The organism is Roseibaca sp. Y0-43 (genome assembly GCF_020667835.1).
GTDB lineage: Bacteria > Pseudomonadota > Alphaproteobacteria > Rhodobacterales > Rhodobacteraceae > Roseinatronobacter.
Genome location: NZ_JAFMPR010000005.1, coordinates 179,747 through 196,348, shown reverse-complemented (window position 1 = coordinate 196,348; position 16,602 = coordinate 179,747). Strand labels below are relative to the sequence as shown.

The 16,602-nt window shown below is 63.4% G+C and carries 15 protein-coding genes, 1 tRNA gene and 1 riboswitch; of the genes, 14 read left to right on the top strand and 2 right to left on the bottom strand.

Annotated features, from left to right (window positions below):
• Positions 1–233: 233 nt before the first annotated feature.
• The gene (locus J1C52_RS08320; RefSeq protein WP_227427469.1) at positions 234–416 is read right to left on the bottom strand and encodes a PLD nuclease N-terminal domain-containing protein; all 183 of its coding nucleotides are present in this window, start codon (positions 414–416) and stop codon (positions 234–236) included.
• Between the two features lie 140 nt (positions 417–556).
• Between J1C52_RS08320 and J1C52_RS08315 the strand changes: the two genes are divergently transcribed.
• Complete coding sequence (locus J1C52_RS08315) at positions 557–1,138, top strand: pyridoxamine 5'-phosphate oxidase family protein (RefSeq protein ID WP_227427468.1); 582 nt, start codon at positions 557–559, stop codon at positions 1,136–1,138.
• Here J1C52_RS08315 and J1C52_RS08310 read toward each other — a convergent pair.
• A complete protein-coding gene (locus tag J1C52_RS08310) occupies positions 1,135–2,040 on the bottom strand; it encodes a LysR family transcriptional regulator (protein WP_227427467.1) in 906 nt (301 codons plus the stop codon). The two genes, J1C52_RS08315 and J1C52_RS08310, sit on opposite strands and share 4 nt — an antisense overlap.
• Before the next feature lie 88 nt (positions 2,041–2,128).
• On the opposite strand from J1C52_RS08310, the gene metF reads away from it, so the two are divergent.
• The 13 genes from metF to J1C52_RS08245 all read left to right on the top strand — a co-directional run bounded on the left by metF (position 2,129) and on the right by J1C52_RS08245 (position 16,596).
• Positions 2,129–2,995 (top strand): methylenetetrahydrofolate reductase [NAD(P)H], encoded by an 867-nt coding sequence (metF, locus tag J1C52_RS08305; RefSeq protein ID WP_227427466.1) that lies wholly within the window; start codon positions 2,129–2,131, stop codon positions 2,993–2,995.
• A 67-nt stretch (positions 2,996–3,062) separates the two neighbouring features.
• Positions 3,063–3,141, top strand: a riboswitch (SAM riboswitch).
• Between the two features lie 53 nt (positions 3,142–3,194).
• On the top strand, positions 3,195–4,376 hold the full coding sequence (gene metZ / locus J1C52_RS08300; protein WP_227427465.1) for an O-succinylhomoserine sulfhydrylase: 1,182 nt from the start codon (positions 3,195–3,197) through the stop codon (positions 4,374–4,376).
• A gap of 102 nt (positions 4,377–4,478) precedes the next feature.
• Complete coding sequence (folE2, locus tag J1C52_RS08295) at positions 4,479–5,570, top strand: GTP cyclohydrolase FolE2 (protein WP_227427464.1); 1,092 nt, start codon at positions 4,479–4,481, stop codon at positions 5,568–5,570.
• A 118-nt stretch (positions 5,571–5,688) separates the two neighbouring features.
• Complete coding sequence (locus J1C52_RS08290) at positions 5,689–6,627, top strand: 1-phosphofructokinase family hexose kinase (protein WP_227427463.1); 939 nt, start codon at positions 5,689–5,691, stop codon at positions 6,625–6,627.
• A gap of 25 nt (positions 6,628–6,652) precedes the next feature.
• Positions 6,653–8,101: a TrkH family potassium uptake protein gene (locus J1C52_RS08285; RefSeq protein WP_227427462.1), complete on the top strand. Its 1,449-nt coding sequence runs from the start codon at positions 6,653–6,655 to the stop codon at positions 8,099–8,101.
• A gap of 5 nt (positions 8,102–8,106) precedes the next feature.
• Positions 8,107–8,847, top strand: coding sequence for a glutamine amidotransferase (locus J1C52_RS08280; RefSeq protein WP_227427461.1), 741 nt, complete (start codon positions 8,107–8,109; stop codon positions 8,845–8,847).
• 61 nt (positions 8,848–8,908) lie between these two features.
• Positions 8,909–8,984: transfer RNA gene (locus tag J1C52_RS08275), tRNA-Thr, on the top strand.
• 73 nt (positions 8,985–9,057) lie between these two features.
• On the top strand, positions 9,058–9,690 hold the full coding sequence (locus J1C52_RS08270; RefSeq protein ID WP_227427460.1) for a 5'-methylthioadenosine/S-adenosylhomocysteine nucleosidase: 633 nt from the start codon (positions 9,058–9,060) through the stop codon (positions 9,688–9,690).
• A 95-nt stretch (positions 9,691–9,785) separates the two neighbouring features.
• The gene (gene mdh / locus J1C52_RS08265; protein ID WP_227427459.1) at positions 9,786–10,748 is read left to right on the top strand and encodes a malate dehydrogenase; all 963 of its coding nucleotides are present in this window, start codon (positions 9,786–9,788) and stop codon (positions 10,746–10,748) included.
• Positions 10,749–10,985: 237 nt separating this feature from the next.
• Positions 10,986–12,179 (top strand): ADP-forming succinate--CoA ligase subunit beta, encoded by a 1,194-nt coding sequence (gene sucC, locus J1C52_RS08260; RefSeq protein WP_227427458.1) that lies wholly within the window; start codon positions 10,986–10,988, stop codon positions 12,177–12,179.
• Between the two features lie 5 nt (positions 12,180–12,184).
• Positions 12,185–13,069, top strand: coding sequence for a succinate--CoA ligase subunit alpha (gene sucD / locus J1C52_RS08255; RefSeq protein WP_227427457.1), 885 nt, complete (start codon positions 12,185–12,187; stop codon positions 13,067–13,069).
• A gap of 27 nt (positions 13,070–13,096) precedes the next feature.
• Complete coding sequence (locus J1C52_RS08250; RefSeq protein ID WP_227427456.1) at positions 13,097–13,603, top strand: DUF805 domain-containing protein; 507 nt, start codon at positions 13,097–13,099, stop codon at positions 13,601–13,603.
• A gap of 35 nt (positions 13,604–13,638) precedes the next feature.
• Positions 13,639–16,596 (top strand): 2-oxoglutarate dehydrogenase E1 component, encoded by a 2,958-nt coding sequence (locus tag J1C52_RS08245; RefSeq protein WP_227427455.1) that lies wholly within the window; start codon positions 13,639–13,641, stop codon positions 16,594–16,596.
• The last annotated feature ends 6 nt before the right edge of the window (positions 16,597–16,602 follow it).

The following is a 16,602-nucleotide window of genomic DNA, read 5'->3' as shown; positions in this document are numbered from 1 at the left end:
GCTCAATCTGTCACTCGGTCATGCCGCTGCAATGGGGCGCAGCAGTTGCTGGCGTTCATATTCTCAAAATCTGTTTTAAGAAACAAACCCGTGTGTGCATCGTCACCGCGATCAGCGTGCAAACGGGCCACAGGTCGGCCCCTTCTGCACGACACGCTTAGCCTGTCGTGACCGGGCCGCGGCACCCGCGGGCAATCGGGTCGCCGTTTAGACACCGGCAAGCCGTTCCTTGTCTAGCGCCGCGCGCGCGGGCCGAAGAACAGCCACAGGATGAACCCAAGCAGCGGCAGGAAGAACACGATCAGGCACCAGATCACCTTGCGCCCGGTCGTGGCCGAGGAATTCACGGTCGAGATGATGGCCCAAAGCGCCAGGGCGAGGACGATGAAACCGCCAAGGCCGGTAAGGTCTGTCATGATGTCTGTCCTTGCGTGCTACTTGGAAAGCCTAACAGATGTGGGGTTGGGTGCAATCGGCGGGGGCTACACGGTTTCATCAGCTTGACATAGCCGCGCTGCGTGACAGCTTGGCGAAACGTCACAGTTAGGGATGCCCCATGCCACGAAACCCCACCGACCCGTCCGAAATCTGGGCGCAATCCCTTGAGACGCTGCTCGATGCCGCTTGGGCGCGCCTGGTCCGTGGCGTGCGCGACAAGCGCGCGGCGGCGCGGCAGGTTACGCTCTCCACGCTGGGCGCGAATGGCTGGCCGCAGGCGCGCACGGTGGTGCTGCGTGGGGCTGATAAGGACGCGGGCCAGCTAGAGGTGCATACCGATCTGCGCTCTGCCAAGGTTGCGGAATTGAGAGCCGATCCGCGCGCCACGCTGCATGTGTGGGACGCGCGCGTGCATCTGCAAATCCGGGCAGAGCTGCGGGCCGAGATCCTGACCGGCGCGCAGGTTGCCGCCCGTTGGGACAGGGTGCCGGACGGCTCTCGCATGGCCTATGGCAGCGCGCCCGCGCCCGGCCAGCCGATCGCGCAGGCGCTGGAGTACACCAAGGAACCCAACGCGCAGGATTTCGCGGTGGTGCAGCTTCAGGTGCTGGCGTTCGACCTTGTGCATCTGGGCCGCAATCACCGCCGCGCGCGGTTCGAACATGCAGATGGCTGGGCGGGGCAGTGGCTGGCCCCCTAGCCGCGTTGCAACTTCACCGGCTCTGTCCGCGCCAATCGCAGCACATGCGCCATGAAGGGTTTTGCCGCGTCCTCTGTGCGCACCGCAGCAAATAGCCGCCGGGTCAGCCCGCCCTCAGTCAGCCGTTTGGTAACGTAATCCGAATGATACCGCACCTCGCGCAGCACCCAGTCGGGAAGGACCGACACGCCGCGCCCCGATGCCACCAGCAGCAGGATGACCGCCGTCAGCTCTACCTGCCGCACGGCGCGGGGTTCGACCTTGGCGGGGGTCAGAAGCTGGGTGAACACGTCCAGCCGCGCGCGCTCGACCGGGTAGGTGATGAGCGTCTGGTCGCGGAAATCCTCGGCCTCTATGTGGTCTTTCGCGGCTAGGGGGCTGTTGGCGGCGGCGACGAAGACGGGTTCATAATCGAAGAGCGGCAGGAATTGCACGCCGTCAAGGTCTTCGGGGTCTGATGACACGACCAAATCCACCTCTTCGCGGCGCAAAGCGGGCAGGGCGTCGAAGGCCAGACCGGGGCGAATATCGACATCGACATCGGGCCAGGCCTTGCGGAATTGCTCCAGCACCGGGAACAGCCAGTCGAAACAGGCATGGCATTCGATGGCGATGTGCAGCCGCCCGGAACTGCCTTTGACCAGCCCCGAGAATTCATCCTCCAGCGCGGTGACACGCGGCAGGATGTCTTCGGCGGCGCGCAGCATTTTCAGCCCCGCCGCCGACAGTTTCAGCGGTTTCGAGCGGCGCACGAATAATTCGACCCCGGCCTGATCTTCCAGCCCCTTGACCTGATGCGACAGCGCCGATTGCGTCATGTTCAGCAGTTCCGCCGCGCGCGCCAGCCCGCCCGCATCGTGAATGGCCTTGATCGTGCGCAGGTGGCGGAATTCGATATGCATGTCGCGCTCATAATCATGTTGAAGATAATGAATTGGTTTCACATAAGCATCTGTGGCACAAGATGTGAAATCCAACCGGAGACGACTCATGCCCGTACCGCGCATTTCCTTCGAATTCTTCCCGCCCAAAACGCTGGAAGCCAGCTTCAAGCTGTGGGACACGGTGCGCATGTTGGCGCCCCTGCGGCCCGAATTCGTGTCGGTCACCTATGGCGCGGGCGGCACCACCCGCAAACTGACGCATGAGGCCGTGACGACCATCGGCAAGCAGTTCGACCTGAATGTCGCCGCGCATCTGACCTGCGTGGACGCAACCCGCGAGGAAACGCTCGCCATTGCCGACAGCTACGCGCAAGCGGGCGTGACAGAGATTGTCGCCCTGCGGGGCGATCCGCCCAAAGGGCAGGGCGGCTTTACCGCGCATCCCGACGGCTTCGCCAACTCGATAGAGCTGATCGAGGCACTGGCCGCCACCGGCAATTTCAACCTGCGTGTGGGCGCCTATCCGGAACCGCACCCGGAAGCCGCCGACAGCCTGGCCGATGTGCGCTGGCTGAAGCGCAAGTTCGAAGCGGGCGCGCATTCCGCGATCACGCAGTTCTTCTTCGAGGCCGAGACCTTCCTGCGGTTCCGCGATGCTTGCGCCGCCGAAGGGATTGAGGGGCAGATCATCCCCGGTATCATCCCGATTGAAAACTGGTCGGGCATTCGCAAATTCGCGCTGGCCACGGGCGCGAGCGTGCCCGCATGGCTGGACGAGGCGTTCGAGAAAGCGACCCGCGACGGGCGTGAAGACCTGTTGGCCACGGCACTTTGCACCGAACTCTGCGACAAGCTGATGCGCGAGGGCGTGGAAGACCTGCATTTCTACACGCTCAACCGCCCGACCCTGACGCGCGACGTGTGCCACGCGCTGGGCGTGCAGCCGCAGGTCGCGCTGGAAAACGTGGCCTGAGCCTGCGCCGAACGCTTTCGGTTGACGCCGCCCTTGCGCGGCGCTACCACCGAAGCCGCGCGGCACGGGGCCGCGTCGTGGCGATTTGTCACCCGATTGCGGGCCACGTTAAACATTTCCGCTAAAGAGGTCTGGGCCATCCCCCGACCTGCTTCAGGTTCGGGGGTTTTTCATGGCCCAAGGGCCAATGGGGGCTGGTATGAGCCAGAACTGGAACACGCGCACGAAACTCGTGCATCACGGCGCGCGCCGCAGTCAATACGGCGAGGTGGCCGAAGCCATCTACATGACGCAAGGGTTCGTCTATCCGACCGCCGAATCTGCGGAAGCGCGGTTTCTGGGCACCGGCCCGGATGAATTCATCTATGCGCGCTATGGCAACCCGACGGTTGCAGCCTTCGAGGAACGCATCGCCGCCATAGAGGGGACAGAGGATGCTTTCGCCACCGCCTCTGGCATGGCCGCCGTTTCCGGTGCGCTGATGGCCATGCTGCGCGCGGGCGACCATGTGGTCGCGGCGCGGGCGCTGTTCGGGTCATGTCTTTATGTGCTGGAAAAAGTGCTGGCGCGCTACGGCGTCGAGATCACGCTGATCGACGGCACCGATCTGGATGCATGGCGCGGCGCGATCCGCGCAGACACCAAGGCGGTCTTTCTGGAAACCGTGTCGAACCCCACGCTGGAGGTGATCGACTTGGCCGCGGTGGCCAAGCTGGCGCACGCGGTGGGCGCGACGGTCGTGGTCGATAACGTTTTCGCAACGCCCGTGTTCAGCCGCGCGACCGAACTGGGCGCGGATGTGGTGATCTATTCGGCCACCAAGCACATAGACGGGCAGGGCCGCGCGCTGGGCGGCGTGATCTGCGGCACGCGCGACTTCATTCGCGGCACGGTGGAGCCGTATCTGAAACACACGGGCGGGGCGCTGTCGCCCTTCAACGCGTGGATCATGCTGAACGGCATGGTCACGATGGATTTGCGCGTGCGTGCCCAAGCGGCCAGCGCCCAAGCGATTGCAGAGGCGTTGCAGGGCGAAAATCGCCTGTCGCGCGTGATCTATCCGGGCCTGCCCACCCATCCGCAGCACGCGATTGCAAACGCCCAGATGGACGGGTTCGGCACGGTTCTGGCCTTTGAGATCGCGGGCGGGCAGGCGGCGGCGTTCCGGTTCCTGAACGCGTTGCAGGTGGCCGTCATTTCCAACAACCTTGGCGATGCGCGCACGATTGCCACCCATCCGGCCACGACCACGCATCAGCGCCTGCCGCAGGACCAGAAAACGCTTTTGGGCATCACGCCGGGGCTGATCCGCCTGTCGGTCGGGCTGGAAGATACCGCCGACCTGATCGCCGACCTGCGCGCCGCGCTTGACGCGATTTGATGTGATGGCGTCGTTTGGCGTGCCCCGCGCATGACGAAAAAAGTGGAAAAGCACAGTCGGGCGCTTACCTATGGGTCCGACAGACAGGAAGGACTACACCTGATGAATGTGCATGTTCCCGGCCTAGAGCAGACCCCCTCTGAAGCAGAGGCGCGCGCGGCGTTGGAAACCCTGCGCCGCTTTGCCGATGGCGCGTCGGGCGAGGCCCGCGCGCGGGTCGAGGCGGCGGCAACGGGCCTGTTGCCTGCCGCGTCCTATCCCGAGCTGAGCCGCGACTACCCCGAAGGGTTTCGCGCCGATGCCGATTACAAGGCGGGCCTTCCCGATCTGCAAAATGGCCCGTCCAGCCTGATCGTGGGGGCAAAGGCCCCCATCCAGCATGTCGGCATTTCCAACTTCCGGCTGCCCATCCGCTACCATACCCGCGACAATGGCGATCTGACGCTGGAAACCTCTGTCACCGGCTCTGTCAGCCTGGAAGCAGAGAAGAAGGGCATCAACATGTCGCGCATCATGCGCAGCTTCTACGCCCATGCCGAGCGCACGTTCAGCGCCGATGTCGTGCGCGCGGCGCTGGAGGATTACAAGGCCGATCTGGAAAGTTTTGACGCGCGCATCATGATGCGCTTCAGTTTCCCGGTGAAGGTGGAAAGCCTGCGCTCGGGCCTGCATGGCTACCAGTATTACGACATCGCCATGGAAGTGGTGGACCGCGCGGGCGTGCGCCAGACCTTCATGCATCTGGACTATGTCTATTCCTCGACCTGCCCCTGCTCGCTAGAGCTGAGCGAACACGCGCGCGCCACGCGCGGGCAGTTGGCGACGCCGCATTCGCAACGCTCTGTCGCGCGGATCTCGGTGCAGGTCTTGCCGGGCAAGAAGCTGTGGTTCGAAGACCTGATCGACCTGTGCCGCGCCGCCGTGCCCACGGAAACGCAAGTCATGGTCAAGCGCGAGGATGAACAGGCTTTTGCCGAGTTGAATGCCGCGAACCCGATCTTCGTCGAAGACGCCGCGCGCAGCTTTTGCGCGCAACTGGACGCGGACCCGCGCATTGGCGATTTCCGCGTGCTGGCCAGCCATCAGGAAAGCCTGCACAGCCATGACGCGGTCAGCGTCCTGACACGGGGCGAGACCTTCGATAGCGACAGTCTGGACCCCAAGCTGTTCGCGACGTTGTTCCACGTCGGATGACAGACCCAAAGCCCGCCCCATGGCGGGCTTTTCTTTTGGGTGACTGCGGGGTTGAACCCGGCCCCGTGGCGCGGTTTAGTCGGGCTATTCCGCCCCTGTAGCCGGAGCGCATGACGCAATGCAGCCCGCCCCTGTCCTGACCGTCACCTTGAACCCCGCCCTCGACCTGTCGGCCCATGTGTCGCAGATGATCGCGGGCCCAAAGCTGCGCCTGTCCGATCCGGTTACGGAACCGGGCGGCGGCGGCGTGAACGTGGCGCGCGTGATCCATGGCTTGGGGGGCAAGGTCTGCGCATGGGTGGCGCTGGGGGGCGCTGCCGGCGCGCGGCTTGCCACGCTGTTGCGCGCGCAGGGCGTGGCGGTGCATGTGTTCGATGCGCCGGGCGACACGCGCTCGAACTGGGCCATCACCGATGACACGGGCGCGCAATACCGGCTGCAACTGCCGGGCGCTGACTGGCCCGAAGGTCTGGGCGCGGCGGCGCTTGCCGATATTGCCGCGCGTGCCCAAGGGCTTGTCGTGCTCAGTGGGTCGCTGCCGCCCGGTCTGCCCGCCCGCTTTCCCGCCGAACTGGCCCGCACGCTGCCGCCGGGGCGTTTGGCGCTGGATACGTCCGGGGCCGGTTTGGAGCATGTGGTCCAGAATCCCGACCCCACCCTGTTCCTGTTGCGCATGGACCGTGCAGAGGCCGAGGGGCTGGCAGGCCACGCGCTGCCCGATCTGGCAAGCGCCGCGGGTTTTGCCAAAAGCCTGCAAGGCCGGGGCGTGGCGCAATGGGTCAGCGTGGCCTGTGGCGCGCAGGGCAATGTCATCGCGGGGCCAGAGGATGCGGTCCATACCTGCCGCCCGCCCATCGTGCCGGTCACAAGCGCGGTCGGCGCGGGCGACAGTTTCATGGGCGCGCTGGTCCTTGCGCTGGCCGAGGGGCGCGCCATGCCCGAGGCGTTGCGCCAAGGAACCGCCGCCGCCGCCGCCGCTGTCATGACGCCCGCGAGCGCGCTGTGCCGCCCCGAGGATGTCGCCCGCCTTGCGCCCCAATGCGTGCTTGACAGCTAGGGCCAAGCACGAAAAGGCTGCGCGCATGATCGACCTTCGTCCCGTCATCTACCTTGTCGGCCTGCTGGCGCTGACGCTTGGCCTGCTGATGCTGATGCCGATGGCGCTGGACCTGAGCCTGGGCCACGCGAACTGGCGCGGCTTCGCGCTGTCCAGCTTCATCACGGCCATGATCGGCGGGGTTCTGGCGGGGTCGACCCGCAATTCGCTGCAAGACGGGCTGGGGCGGCGGCAATCCTTCCTTTTGGCCAGCAGCCTGTGGCTGGTGCTGCCCGCCTTTGCCGCCATCCCCTTCATGCTGGGCGCGCCCAATGCAAGTTGGACTGATGCCTATTTCGAAGCATTGTCGGGCATGACCACCACGGGCGCGACTGTTTTCGTTGGGCTGGATGACATGCCGCGCGGGGTGCTGTTGTGGCGGTCCATCCTGCAATGGCTGGGCGGGCTTGGGATTGTGGTCGTGGCGCTTGTGTTCCTGCCCGTGCTGCGCGTGGGGGGGATGCAGCATTTCCAGTCCGAGGGGTTCGACACCTTGGGCAAGATCATGCCGCGCGTCTATGACATCTCTCTCGCGCTGTTGCAGGTCTATCTGGCGCTGACCGTGACCACGATCATCGCCTATATGGCCTTTGGCATGGCTGGGTTCGATGCGTTGAACCACGGTTTGACGACGGTCGCGACAGGCGGCTTTTCCACGCATGACGCGTCTTTCGCGGCGTTTACCGGGCCGCTCGAATATGTCTCGGTGGTGTTCATGATACTGGCGGGCCTTCCCTTTATTCGGCTCATTCAGCTTATGGGTGGCCAGCCCAAGGCGCTGTTGCAAGACGTGCAGGTGCGCGCCTTTCTGCGCTGGATTGCCTATGCGGTGGTGGCGATCGTGATTTACCGCTTCCTGACCGAAGGGGGCCATCTGCTGGACCTGTTGCGCGGCACGTTGTTCAACGTGGTCACGCTGTTTACCGGCACCGGCTATGGCAGCGAGGATGTGTCGGCATGGGGCGATTTCCCGCTGATGGTGGTCATGCTGGTGGGGTTCATCGGGGCGTGTACCGCCTCGACCGGGTGTTCGCTGAAAGTGTTCCGCTTTCTGGTCTTGTTCGAGGCGATCAAGATGCGGATGCGCCAGCTTGGCAGCCCGCATCAGGTGATCGCGCTGCGCTTGGGCGGCAAGCGGTTGGAAGAGGACGTGGTGTCCTCTGTCATCGTCATGTTCACGGCCTTCGCGGGCATTTTCGCGCTTCTGGCGGCGGCGCTTGCCCTGACCGGGCTCGACACGCGCACGGCGCTCACCGCCGCATGGACCGCGATCTGCAATATCGGCCCCGCCTATGGCCCGGAAGTGGGGCCAACGGGTGCGGTGGACCAGTTCTCGGCAACGGCGAAATGGCTGATGATCCTTGGCATGTATCTGGGGCGGCTAGAGGTTCTGGCGGTGCTGGTGCTGCTTCTGCCGCGCTTCTGGCGGGGGTAGGGCGGATGAAGCCGTTTCTTGTGATCCAATTGCGGCCAGAGGCCGATGTGGCCGATGACGAATACAGCGCCATCCTGCGCCGCGCGGGGCTGTCAGAGGGCGACACGCGCCGTATCCGGTTGGAGCGGGAAACCCTGCCCGATGATCTGGACCTGACCGCCTGTAGCGGCGTGATCGTCGGCGGCGGACCGGGATGTGTCAGCGATCCGCCAGAGGCGAAAACCCCGATGGAGGCGCGGATAGAGGCGCAGATCCTTGGCCTGATGCCGCGCATTGCCGAGACGCGCACGCCATTTCTGGGCTGTTGCTATGGCATCGGCATCCTTGGAAAATTCCTTGGTGCGCCCGTCTCGCAGGACCATCACGGCGAAGATGTCGGCCCCATTACTTGCCGCCGCCGCGCCGAGGGCAGGGATGACCCGTTGCTGGACGGGTTGCCCGATACGTTCACAGCCCTTGTCGGCCATAAGGAAGCGCTCGATGCGCTGCCCGATGGTGCCGTGCATCTGCTGGAGGGCGATGCTTGCCCCATCCAGATGCTGCGCCATGGCGACCGTATCTATGCCACGCAATTCCATCCCGAAGCGGACGGCACGAATTTCGCGCTGCGCATTCAGGTCTACAAGGACAAGGGCTATTTCCCGCCCGAAGCCGCCGCCGATCTGACCGCGCGCTGCGCGGGCGTGGCGACAGAGGCCTCTGGCCGGGTGCTGGCGAATTTCGTGCGCCATTTCGCGCGCGATTGATCCCTGAAAGCCGCGATCCCCGATTGCGCAGGCCCGGCACTTGGGCTAAACCGCGCGCCATGCCGGCATAGCTCAGTTGGTAGAGCAGCGGTTTTGTAAACCGAAGGTCGGGGGTTCAAGTCCCTCTGCCGGCACCACGCCCCACATTGCACAGACAGCCTAAGCGGTGTTTAGTGACCACGTCATTTGGCTAGGGCAGGGGCGGTCAGCATGGAAATCGCGAACTGGGGCGGCGCACGCATCTTGTTCCAGATGGCCGCAGCACCCGAATACGGGCCCCATCTGCAAGCCCGCATCACGCCGTTGATGACCGGCATCGGCCCGGTAGAGGCGGCAGTCGTCATGGCGGCGACGCTTGAAGGGCTGGCGCGCGACGGGGGCTTGCCCGATCTGGTGGTCAGCCTTGGCTCGGCAGGGTCGGCACAGCTCGATCATTGCGCGGTCTATCAGGCAAGCCATGTCGCCTATCGCGATATGGATGCCTCTGCCCTTGGGTTCGACAAGGGCGCGACCCCGCTTCTGGACCTGCCCGCGGTGCTGCCGCTTGCGCCCCTGGTGCCGGGGCTTGCGACCGCCACGCTGTCGACCGGGGCGAATGTCGTCACGGGGGCGGCCTATGCGCAGATCGCGCAGGATATGGTCGATATGGAAAGCTTCGCCGTGCTGCGCGCCTGCCATCGCCACAACCTGCCCCTGATCGCCCTGCGCGGCATATCGGACGGGGCGGAACCGCTGGAAGGGCTGCATAGCTGGACCGAATACCTGCATATCGTCGATGAAAACCTGGCACAGGCGCTGGACCATCTGCGCCGCGCGCTAGAGGCAGGAGAGCTTCCCCTTTAGCGCCCTGTTTGCGCGACCACCCGGCCAGACCCTTGCACAACACCGCAAAGCGCACTACGCAAGGCGCAGATTTTTTCCAGAGCCGGAGACCCAAGATGGCCAGACCCAAAATCGCACTTATCGGTGCCGGACAAATCGGCGGGACGCTTGCGCATCTCGTCGCGCTGAAGGAACTGGGCGATGTCGTCATGTTCGACATTGCCGAAGGCACCCCGCAGGGCAAGGCGCTGGACATTGCCGAATCTGGCCCGTCCGAAGGGTTCGACGCGTCGCTGAAGGGCACCAATGACTATGCCGATATCGCGGGTGCGGATGTTTGCATCGTGACCGCTGGCGTTCCGCGCAAGCCGGGCATGAGCCGCGATGACCTGCTAGGCATCAACCTGAAGGTCATGAAAGCCGTGGGCGAAGGCATCCGCGACAATGCCCCCGATGCGTTCGTGATCTGCATCACCAACCCGCTGGATGCGATGGTCTGGGCGTTGCGCGAATTCTCGGGCCTGCCGCATAACAAGGTGGTCGGCATGGCGGGCGTTCTGGACTCTGCGCGCTTCCGTCACTTCCTGAGCGTGGAATTCAACGTCTCCATGCGCGATGTGACCGCGTTTGTGTTGGGTGGCCATGGCGATACCATGGTTCCGCTGGTGCGCTATTCGACGGTCGCGGGCATTCCGCTGCCCGACCTTGTCGACATGGGCTGGACCACGCAGGACAAGCTGGATGCCATCGTGCAGCGCACCCGTGACGGTGGCGCGGAAATCGTGGGCCTGCTGAAAACCGGCTCTGCCTTCTACGCGCCTGCCACCAGTGCCGTGGAAATGGCCGAAGCCTATCTGAAAGACCAGCGCCGCCTGCTGCCCTGCGCCGCTTATTGCGACGGCGAGTTTGGCCTGAAAGGCATGTATGTCGGCGTGCCGACCATTATCGGCGCCGGTGGCATCGAGAAGGTTGTCGATATCAAGATGACCAAGGACGAGCAGGCGATGTTCGACAAGTCGGTCGACGCCGTGAAAGGTCTGGTCGAAGCCTGCAAGGGCATCGACCCGACGCTGGCCTGACCCACGCCACATCACCCAATGCAAAGGGCCACGCCGAGTCGTGGCCCTTTTTGCTGCAAGCATGACAATTTTCGTTTGATAGCGTTACCGCCCGAAATTTGTGATCACTAGTTTCAAAACTGTGATCACAAACTTCCGATTTCGGCCCGGTTGCGTGAATTCGACGCAGTTTGCCATTGTTTTTTGTCATGATTCTGCCATGCACGGCGCAACTGAAAGCCGAAATGGGACAGTGTCATGAATATTCACGAATACCAGGCCAAGGGGCTGCTGCGCTCTTACGGGGTGCCGGTCTCTGATGGTCGCGTCGTTCTGCGCGCCGAAGAAGCCAAGGCCGCCGCGAGCGAGTTGGACGGCCCGCTTTGGGTGGTCAAGGCGCAGATCCATGCAGGCGGTCGCGGCAAGGGCAGCTTCAAGGAAGCGTCAGCTGGTGAAAAGGGCGGTGTGCGTCTGGCCAAGTCAGTGGGCGAAGCCGAAGAGATGGCCAAGCAGATGCTGGGCCGCACGCTGGTCACGCACCAGACCGGCCCCGCCGGCAAGCAAGTGGGCCGCATCTATATCGAAGACGGCTCTGACATCGAGCGCGAGCTTTATCTGGCGCTGCTGGTCGATCGTGGCACGTCGCGCGTCAGCTTCGTTGTCTCGACCGAGGGCGGTATGGACATCGAAGAAGTTGCCGCCAAGACACCCGAGAAAATCCTGTCCTTTGCGGTTGACCCGGCCACCGGCATTCAGGGCTTCCACGGTCGCCGCGTCGCTTTCGCGCTGGGGCTGCAAGGCAAGCAGGTCAAGCAATGCGTGGATCTTGTGAACAAGCTTTACAAGCTGTTCATCGAGCGCGACGCCGAGATGGTCGAGATCAACCCGCTGATCGTCACAACCGATGGCGACCTCAAATGCCTCGATGCGAAAATGGGCTTCGATTCCAACGCGCTTTACCGCCAGCCCGACATTCTGGCGCTGCGCGATGAGACGGAAGAAGACCCGAAAGAACTGCAAGCCAGCAAGTATGACCTGAACTACATCGCCCTTGATGGCGAAATCGGGTGCATGGTCAACGGCGCGGGTCTGGCGATGGCCACGATGGACATCATCAAGCTTTACGGGGCAGAGCCTGCCAACTTCCTTGACGTGGGCGGTGGGGCCACGACCGAGAAGGTGACGGAAGCCTTCAAGATCATCACCTCTGACCCGAACGTCAAAGGCATTCTGGTCAATATCTTCGGCGGCATCATGCGCTGCGACATCATTGCCGAGGGCGTCATCGCCGCGGTGAAAGAGGTCGGCCTGCAAGTGCCGCTGGTGGTGCGTCTGGAAGGCACGAATGTGGAAAAGGGCAAGGAAATCATTGCGAATTCCGGCCTGAACGTGATCGCGGCGGACGACCTGAAAGACGGCGCGCAGAAGATCGTCAAAGCGGTGAAAGGGTAAGACCGATGGCAGTTCTCGTAGATAAAAACACCAAGGTCATCTGCCAGGGCTTCACCGGCTCTCAGGGCACCTTTCATTCCGAACAGGCCATCGCTTACGGCACGCAGATGGTCGGTGGCGTGACGCCCGGCAAGGGTGGCCAGATGCATCTGGACCTGCCCGTGTTCGACAGCGTGCATGAAGCAAAGGCCAAGACCGAAGCCAATGCCTCGGTCATCTATGTGCCGCCGCCCTTCGCCGCGGACTCGATCCTGGAAGCGATCGACGCAGAGATGGAGCTGATCGTCTGCATCACCGAAGGCATTCCGGTGCTGGACATGATGAAAGTCAAGCGCGCGCTGGTGAACAGCAAATCCGTGCTGATCGGCCCGAACTGCCCCGGTGTCATCACCCCCGATGCCTGCAAGATCGGCATCATGCCCGGCCATATCCACCGCCGCGGGTCCGTGGGCGTGGTGTCGCGCTCCGGCACGCTGACCTACGAGGCGGTGAAGCAAACCACCGATGTGGGCCTTGGCCAGTCGACCTGCGTGGGCATCGGCGGCGACCCGATCAAGGGCACCGAGCATATCGACGTGCTGGAATGGTTCCTGGCCGATGACGAGACCGAGTCGATCATCATGATCGGCGAAATCGGCGGCAGCGCCGAGGAAGAGGCCGCGCAATTCCTGAAGGATGAAGCCAAGCGCGGGCGCAAAAAGCCGGTCGCGGGCTTCATTGCCGGGCGCACCGCCCCTCCGGGCCGTCGTATGGGCCATGCTGGCGCAATCGTTGCTGGCGGCAAAGGTGGCGCAGAGGATAAGATCGAAGCCATGAAGAGCGCTGGCATCGTGGTGGCCGAAAGCCCCGCCGGATTGGGCGAGGCCGTTCTGGCAGCCATCGGCAAATAGGCGGCGCTTCCAGACGGGAGAACGGGAATGACTTTCGGCAAAGCCATCATCAGCGGGTTTCGCGGCGCTTTCACCTATCGGGGCCGCGCCCGCAGGCCGGAATACTGGTGGTTCTTCCTTTTCGTCTTCGCGGGCGCGTTCCTTGTGGGCCTGCTGGAAATGGCGCTTCTTGGGCCGGGCAGCACGATCATGGTCGCGGCGTTCCAGTTGGCGATCTTCCTGCCCTTCCTCGCGGTCGGTTGGCGGCGCCTGCAAGATACTGGCCGCCCCGGCTGGTTCCTGCTGGTGCCCGTCGCCATCGTGGTCATCAGCACGGTTGTTAGCGGCAGTCTGACACGCTCGATGATGCAGCGCTTCGTCGATGACGGTGGCCCGGCGGGCATGGGGGGCATGATGGGCGACGGTCTGTCTGCCAGTATCGTGATCCTCGCCGGGGTCGCGCAAATGCTGGCCGGTCTGGTCATCATCTGGTGGATGACCCGGCCCAGCCAGCGCGGCCCCAATGCTTACGGCCCCGAACCGCGCGTCCGCTAACGCGCTCGCAATTTTTCGACCTTACAGGTGATGACATGAACGATCACAGCCCGAATAACGGCATGACCAGCGAAAGCTTTCTGGCCGGTCACAATGCCGATTATGTCGAAGCTTTGCAGGCCCGCCATGCCGCCGACCCCTCGTCGGTCGATGACGTGTGGCAGGCTTATTTCCAGTCCTTGAACGAGGCCGCGCAAGACGCGCAGGCAGCCGCCCATGGCCCAAGCTGGGCGCGCGGCGACTGGCCGCCCATGCCTGCGGATGAACTGACCTCGGCCTTGACCGGCGAATGGCCCGCCGCGCCCGAGAAGAAGGACACCGGCAAGAAGATCGTCGAGAAGGCCGCCGAGAAGGGCATCAGCCTGTCGGACGCGCAGGTGCGCGCGGCGGTGCTGGATTCGGTGCGCGCGCTGATGATTATCCGTGCCTACCGCATCCGGGGCCATCTGGTCGCCGACCTGGACCCGCTGGGCCTGCGCAAGGATGAACCGCATCCAGAGCTTGACCCGCGCTCCTATGGCTTCACCGAGGCGGACATGGATCGCCCGATCTTCCTTGACAACGTGCTTGGCATGGAAGTGGCGAACCTGCGCCAGATCCTCGACATTCTGAAGCGCACCTATTGCGGCACTTTCGCGCTGCAATTCATGCATATTTCCGACCCCGAACAGGTCGGTTGGCTGAAAGAGCGGATCGAGGGTCTGGGCAAGGAGATCCAGTTCACCAAGCAGGGCCGCCGCGCCATCCTGAACAAGCTGGTCGAGGCCGAGGGCTTCGAGAAGTTCCTGCATGTCAAATACATGGGCACCAAGCGTTTCGGTCTGGACGGGGGCGAGGCGACCATCCCGGCGATGGAGCAGATCATCAAGCGCGGCGGGGCGCTCGGTGTGAAGGAAATCGCCATCGGGATGCCACATCGGGGCCGGTTGAACATTCTGGCCAACGTGATGGGCAAGCCCTACCGCGCCATTTTCAACGAATTCCAGGGCGGCAGCTTCAAGCCAGAAGATGTCGACGGCTCGGGCGATGTGAAATACCACCTTGGTGCGTCTTCCGACCGTGAATTTGACGGCAACCGCGTGCACCTGTCGCTGACGGCGAACCCTTCGCACCTAGAGGCGGTGAACCCGGTCGTCCTTGGCAAAGTCCGCGCCAAGCAGGACCAGGCCAATGACAGCGAGCGCCGCTCGGTTCTGGGCGTGCTCTTGCATGGTGACGCGGCCTTCGCGGGCCAAGGCGTGGTGGCCGAGGGCTTCCAGCTTTCGGGCATTCGCGGCCATCGCACGGGCGGCACCATCCATATCGTGGTCAATAACCAGATCGGGTTCACGACCGCGCCCAGCTTCAGCCGCTCGTCGCCCTATCCGACCGATATCGCGCTGATGGTGGAAGCGCCCATTTTCCATGTGAACGGCGACGACCCCGAAGCCGTGGTCCATGCCGCCAAGGTCGCCACCGAATACCGTCAGAAATTCCTGAAGGACGTGGTCATCGATATCATCTGTTATCGCCGCTTCGGCCATAACGAGGGTGACGAGCCGATGTTCACCAACCCGGCGATGTATAACAGCATCAAGAAGCACAAATCGACGCTTCAGCTATATACCGAACGGCTGGTGCAGGACGGGCTTATCCCCGAAGGCGAAATCGAGGATATGAAGGCCGCCTTCCAAGCCTTTTTGAATGACGAGTTCGAGGCCGGAAAGACCTTCAAGCCCAACAAGGCCGACTGGCTGGATGGGCGCTGGTCACACATGAACCGCAAGGGCGAGGAATACCAACGCGGCCAGACCGCCATCTCGCCCGACACCATGGCCGAGATCGGGCAAGCGCTGACAACGGTGCCGGACGGGTTCAACATTCACAAAACCGTCGCGCGCCAGTTGGACGCGAAGAAAGAGATGTTCTCCTCTGGCAAAGGGTTCGACTGGGCCACCGCCGAGGCGCTCGCGTTCGGCAGCTTGGTGACAGAGGGCTACCCGGTGCGTCTGGCCGGCCAGGACAGCACGCGCGGTACCTTCAGCCAGCGCCATTCCGCCTTTATCGACCAAGAAACCGAGGATCGCTACTACCCCCTGAACCACATCAAGGAGGGGCAGGCGCGGTATGAGGTCATCGACTCGATGCTGTCGGAATACGCGGTGCTGGGGTTCGAATACGGCTACTCGCTGGCCGAACCGAATGCACTTGTGCTGTGGGAAGCGCAGTTCGGCGATTTCGCCAATGGCGCGCAGATCATGTTCGACCAGTTCATTTCCTCGGGCGAAAGCAAATGGCTGCGCATGTCGGGCCTTGTCATGCTGCTGCCGCACGGGTTCGAAGGGCAGGGACCGGAACATTCCTCTGCGCGTCTGGAACGCTTCTTGCAGATGTGCGCACAGGATAACTGGATCGTCGCCAATTGCACGACCCCGGCCAATTATTTCCACATCCTGCGCCGCCAGTTGCATCGCAGCTACCGCAAACCGCTGGTGCTGATGACGCCGAAATCGCTGCTGCGCCACAAGCTGTGCATCTCGGAAGCGGCGGATTTCACCGAAGGCTCCAGCTTCCACCGGGTGCTGTGGGATGACGCGGAAAAGGGCAACAGCGACCTGACGCTGAAAGCGGATGACAAGATCCGCCGGGTGGTGCTGTCGTCGGGCAAGGTCTATTTCGACCTGCTGGAAGAACGCGATGCGCGCGGGGCCGATGACATCTACCTGCTGCGCGTGGAACAATTCTACCCGTTCCCGGCCATGTCGCTGCTGAAAGAGCTGGAACGCTTCCCGAATGCCGATGTGGTCTGGTGTCAGGAAGAACCCAAGAACCAAGGCGCCTGGTCCTTCATCGAACCCAATATCGAATGGGTTCTGGGCCGCCTGAACGGCAAGACGAAACGCCCGCATTATGCCGGGCGCGCGGCTTCGGCCTCTCCGGCGACGGGTCTGGCCAGCCAGCACAAAGCACAACAGCAGGCGCTCGTGAACGAAGCGCTGACAATCGAGGGATAAGAGCCC

Coding starts and splice junctions, on each gene's coding strand:
- sucC (WP_227427458.1), top strand. CDS start 10,986: ATGAATATTCACGAATACCAGGCCAAGGGGCTGCTGCGCTCTTACGGG.
- J1C52_RS08250 (WP_227427456.1), top strand. CDS start 13,097: ATGACTTTCGGCAAAGCCATCATCAGCGGGTTTCGCGGCGCTTTCACC.
- metZ (WP_227427465.1), top strand. CDS start 3,195: ATGAGCCAGAACTGGAACACGCGCACGAAACTCGTGCATCACGGCGCG.
- J1C52_RS08280 (WP_227427461.1), top strand. CDS start 8,107: ATGAAGCCGTTTCTTGTGATCCAATTGCGGCCAGAGGCCGATGTGGCC.
- metF (WP_227427466.1), top strand. CDS start 2,129: ATGCCCGTACCGCGCATTTCCTTCGAATTCTTCCCGCCCAAAACGCTG.
- J1C52_RS08270 (WP_227427460.1), top strand. CDS start 9,058: ATGGAAATCGCGAACTGGGGCGGCGCACGCATCTTGTTCCAGATGGCC.
- folE2 (WP_227427464.1), top strand. CDS start 4,479: ATGAATGTGCATGTTCCCGGCCTAGAGCAGACCCCCTCTGAAGCAGAG.
- sucD (WP_227427457.1), top strand. CDS start 12,185: ATGGCAGTTCTCGTAGATAAAAACACCAAGGTCATCTGCCAGGGCTTC.
- J1C52_RS08315 (WP_227427468.1), top strand. CDS start 557: ATGCCACGAAACCCCACCGACCCGTCCGAAATCTGGGCGCAATCCCTT.
- J1C52_RS08285 (WP_227427462.1), top strand. CDS start 6,653: ATGATCGACCTTCGTCCCGTCATCTACCTTGTCGGCCTGCTGGCGCTG.
- J1C52_RS08310 (WP_227427467.1), bottom strand. CDS start 2,040: ATGCATATCGAATTCCGCCACCTGCGCACGATCAAGGCCATTCACGAT.
- J1C52_RS08320 (WP_227427469.1), bottom strand. CDS start 416: ATGACAGACCTTACCGGCCTTGGCGGTTTCATCGTCCTCGCCCTGGCG.
- mdh (WP_227427459.1), top strand. CDS start 9,786: ATGGCCAGACCCAAAATCGCACTTATCGGTGCCGGACAAATCGGCGGG.
- J1C52_RS08245 (WP_227427455.1), top strand. CDS start 13,639: ATGAACGATCACAGCCCGAATAACGGCATGACCAGCGAAAGCTTTCTG.
- J1C52_RS08290 (WP_227427463.1), top strand. CDS start 5,689: ATGCAGCCCGCCCCTGTCCTGACCGTCACCTTGAACCCCGCCCTCGAC.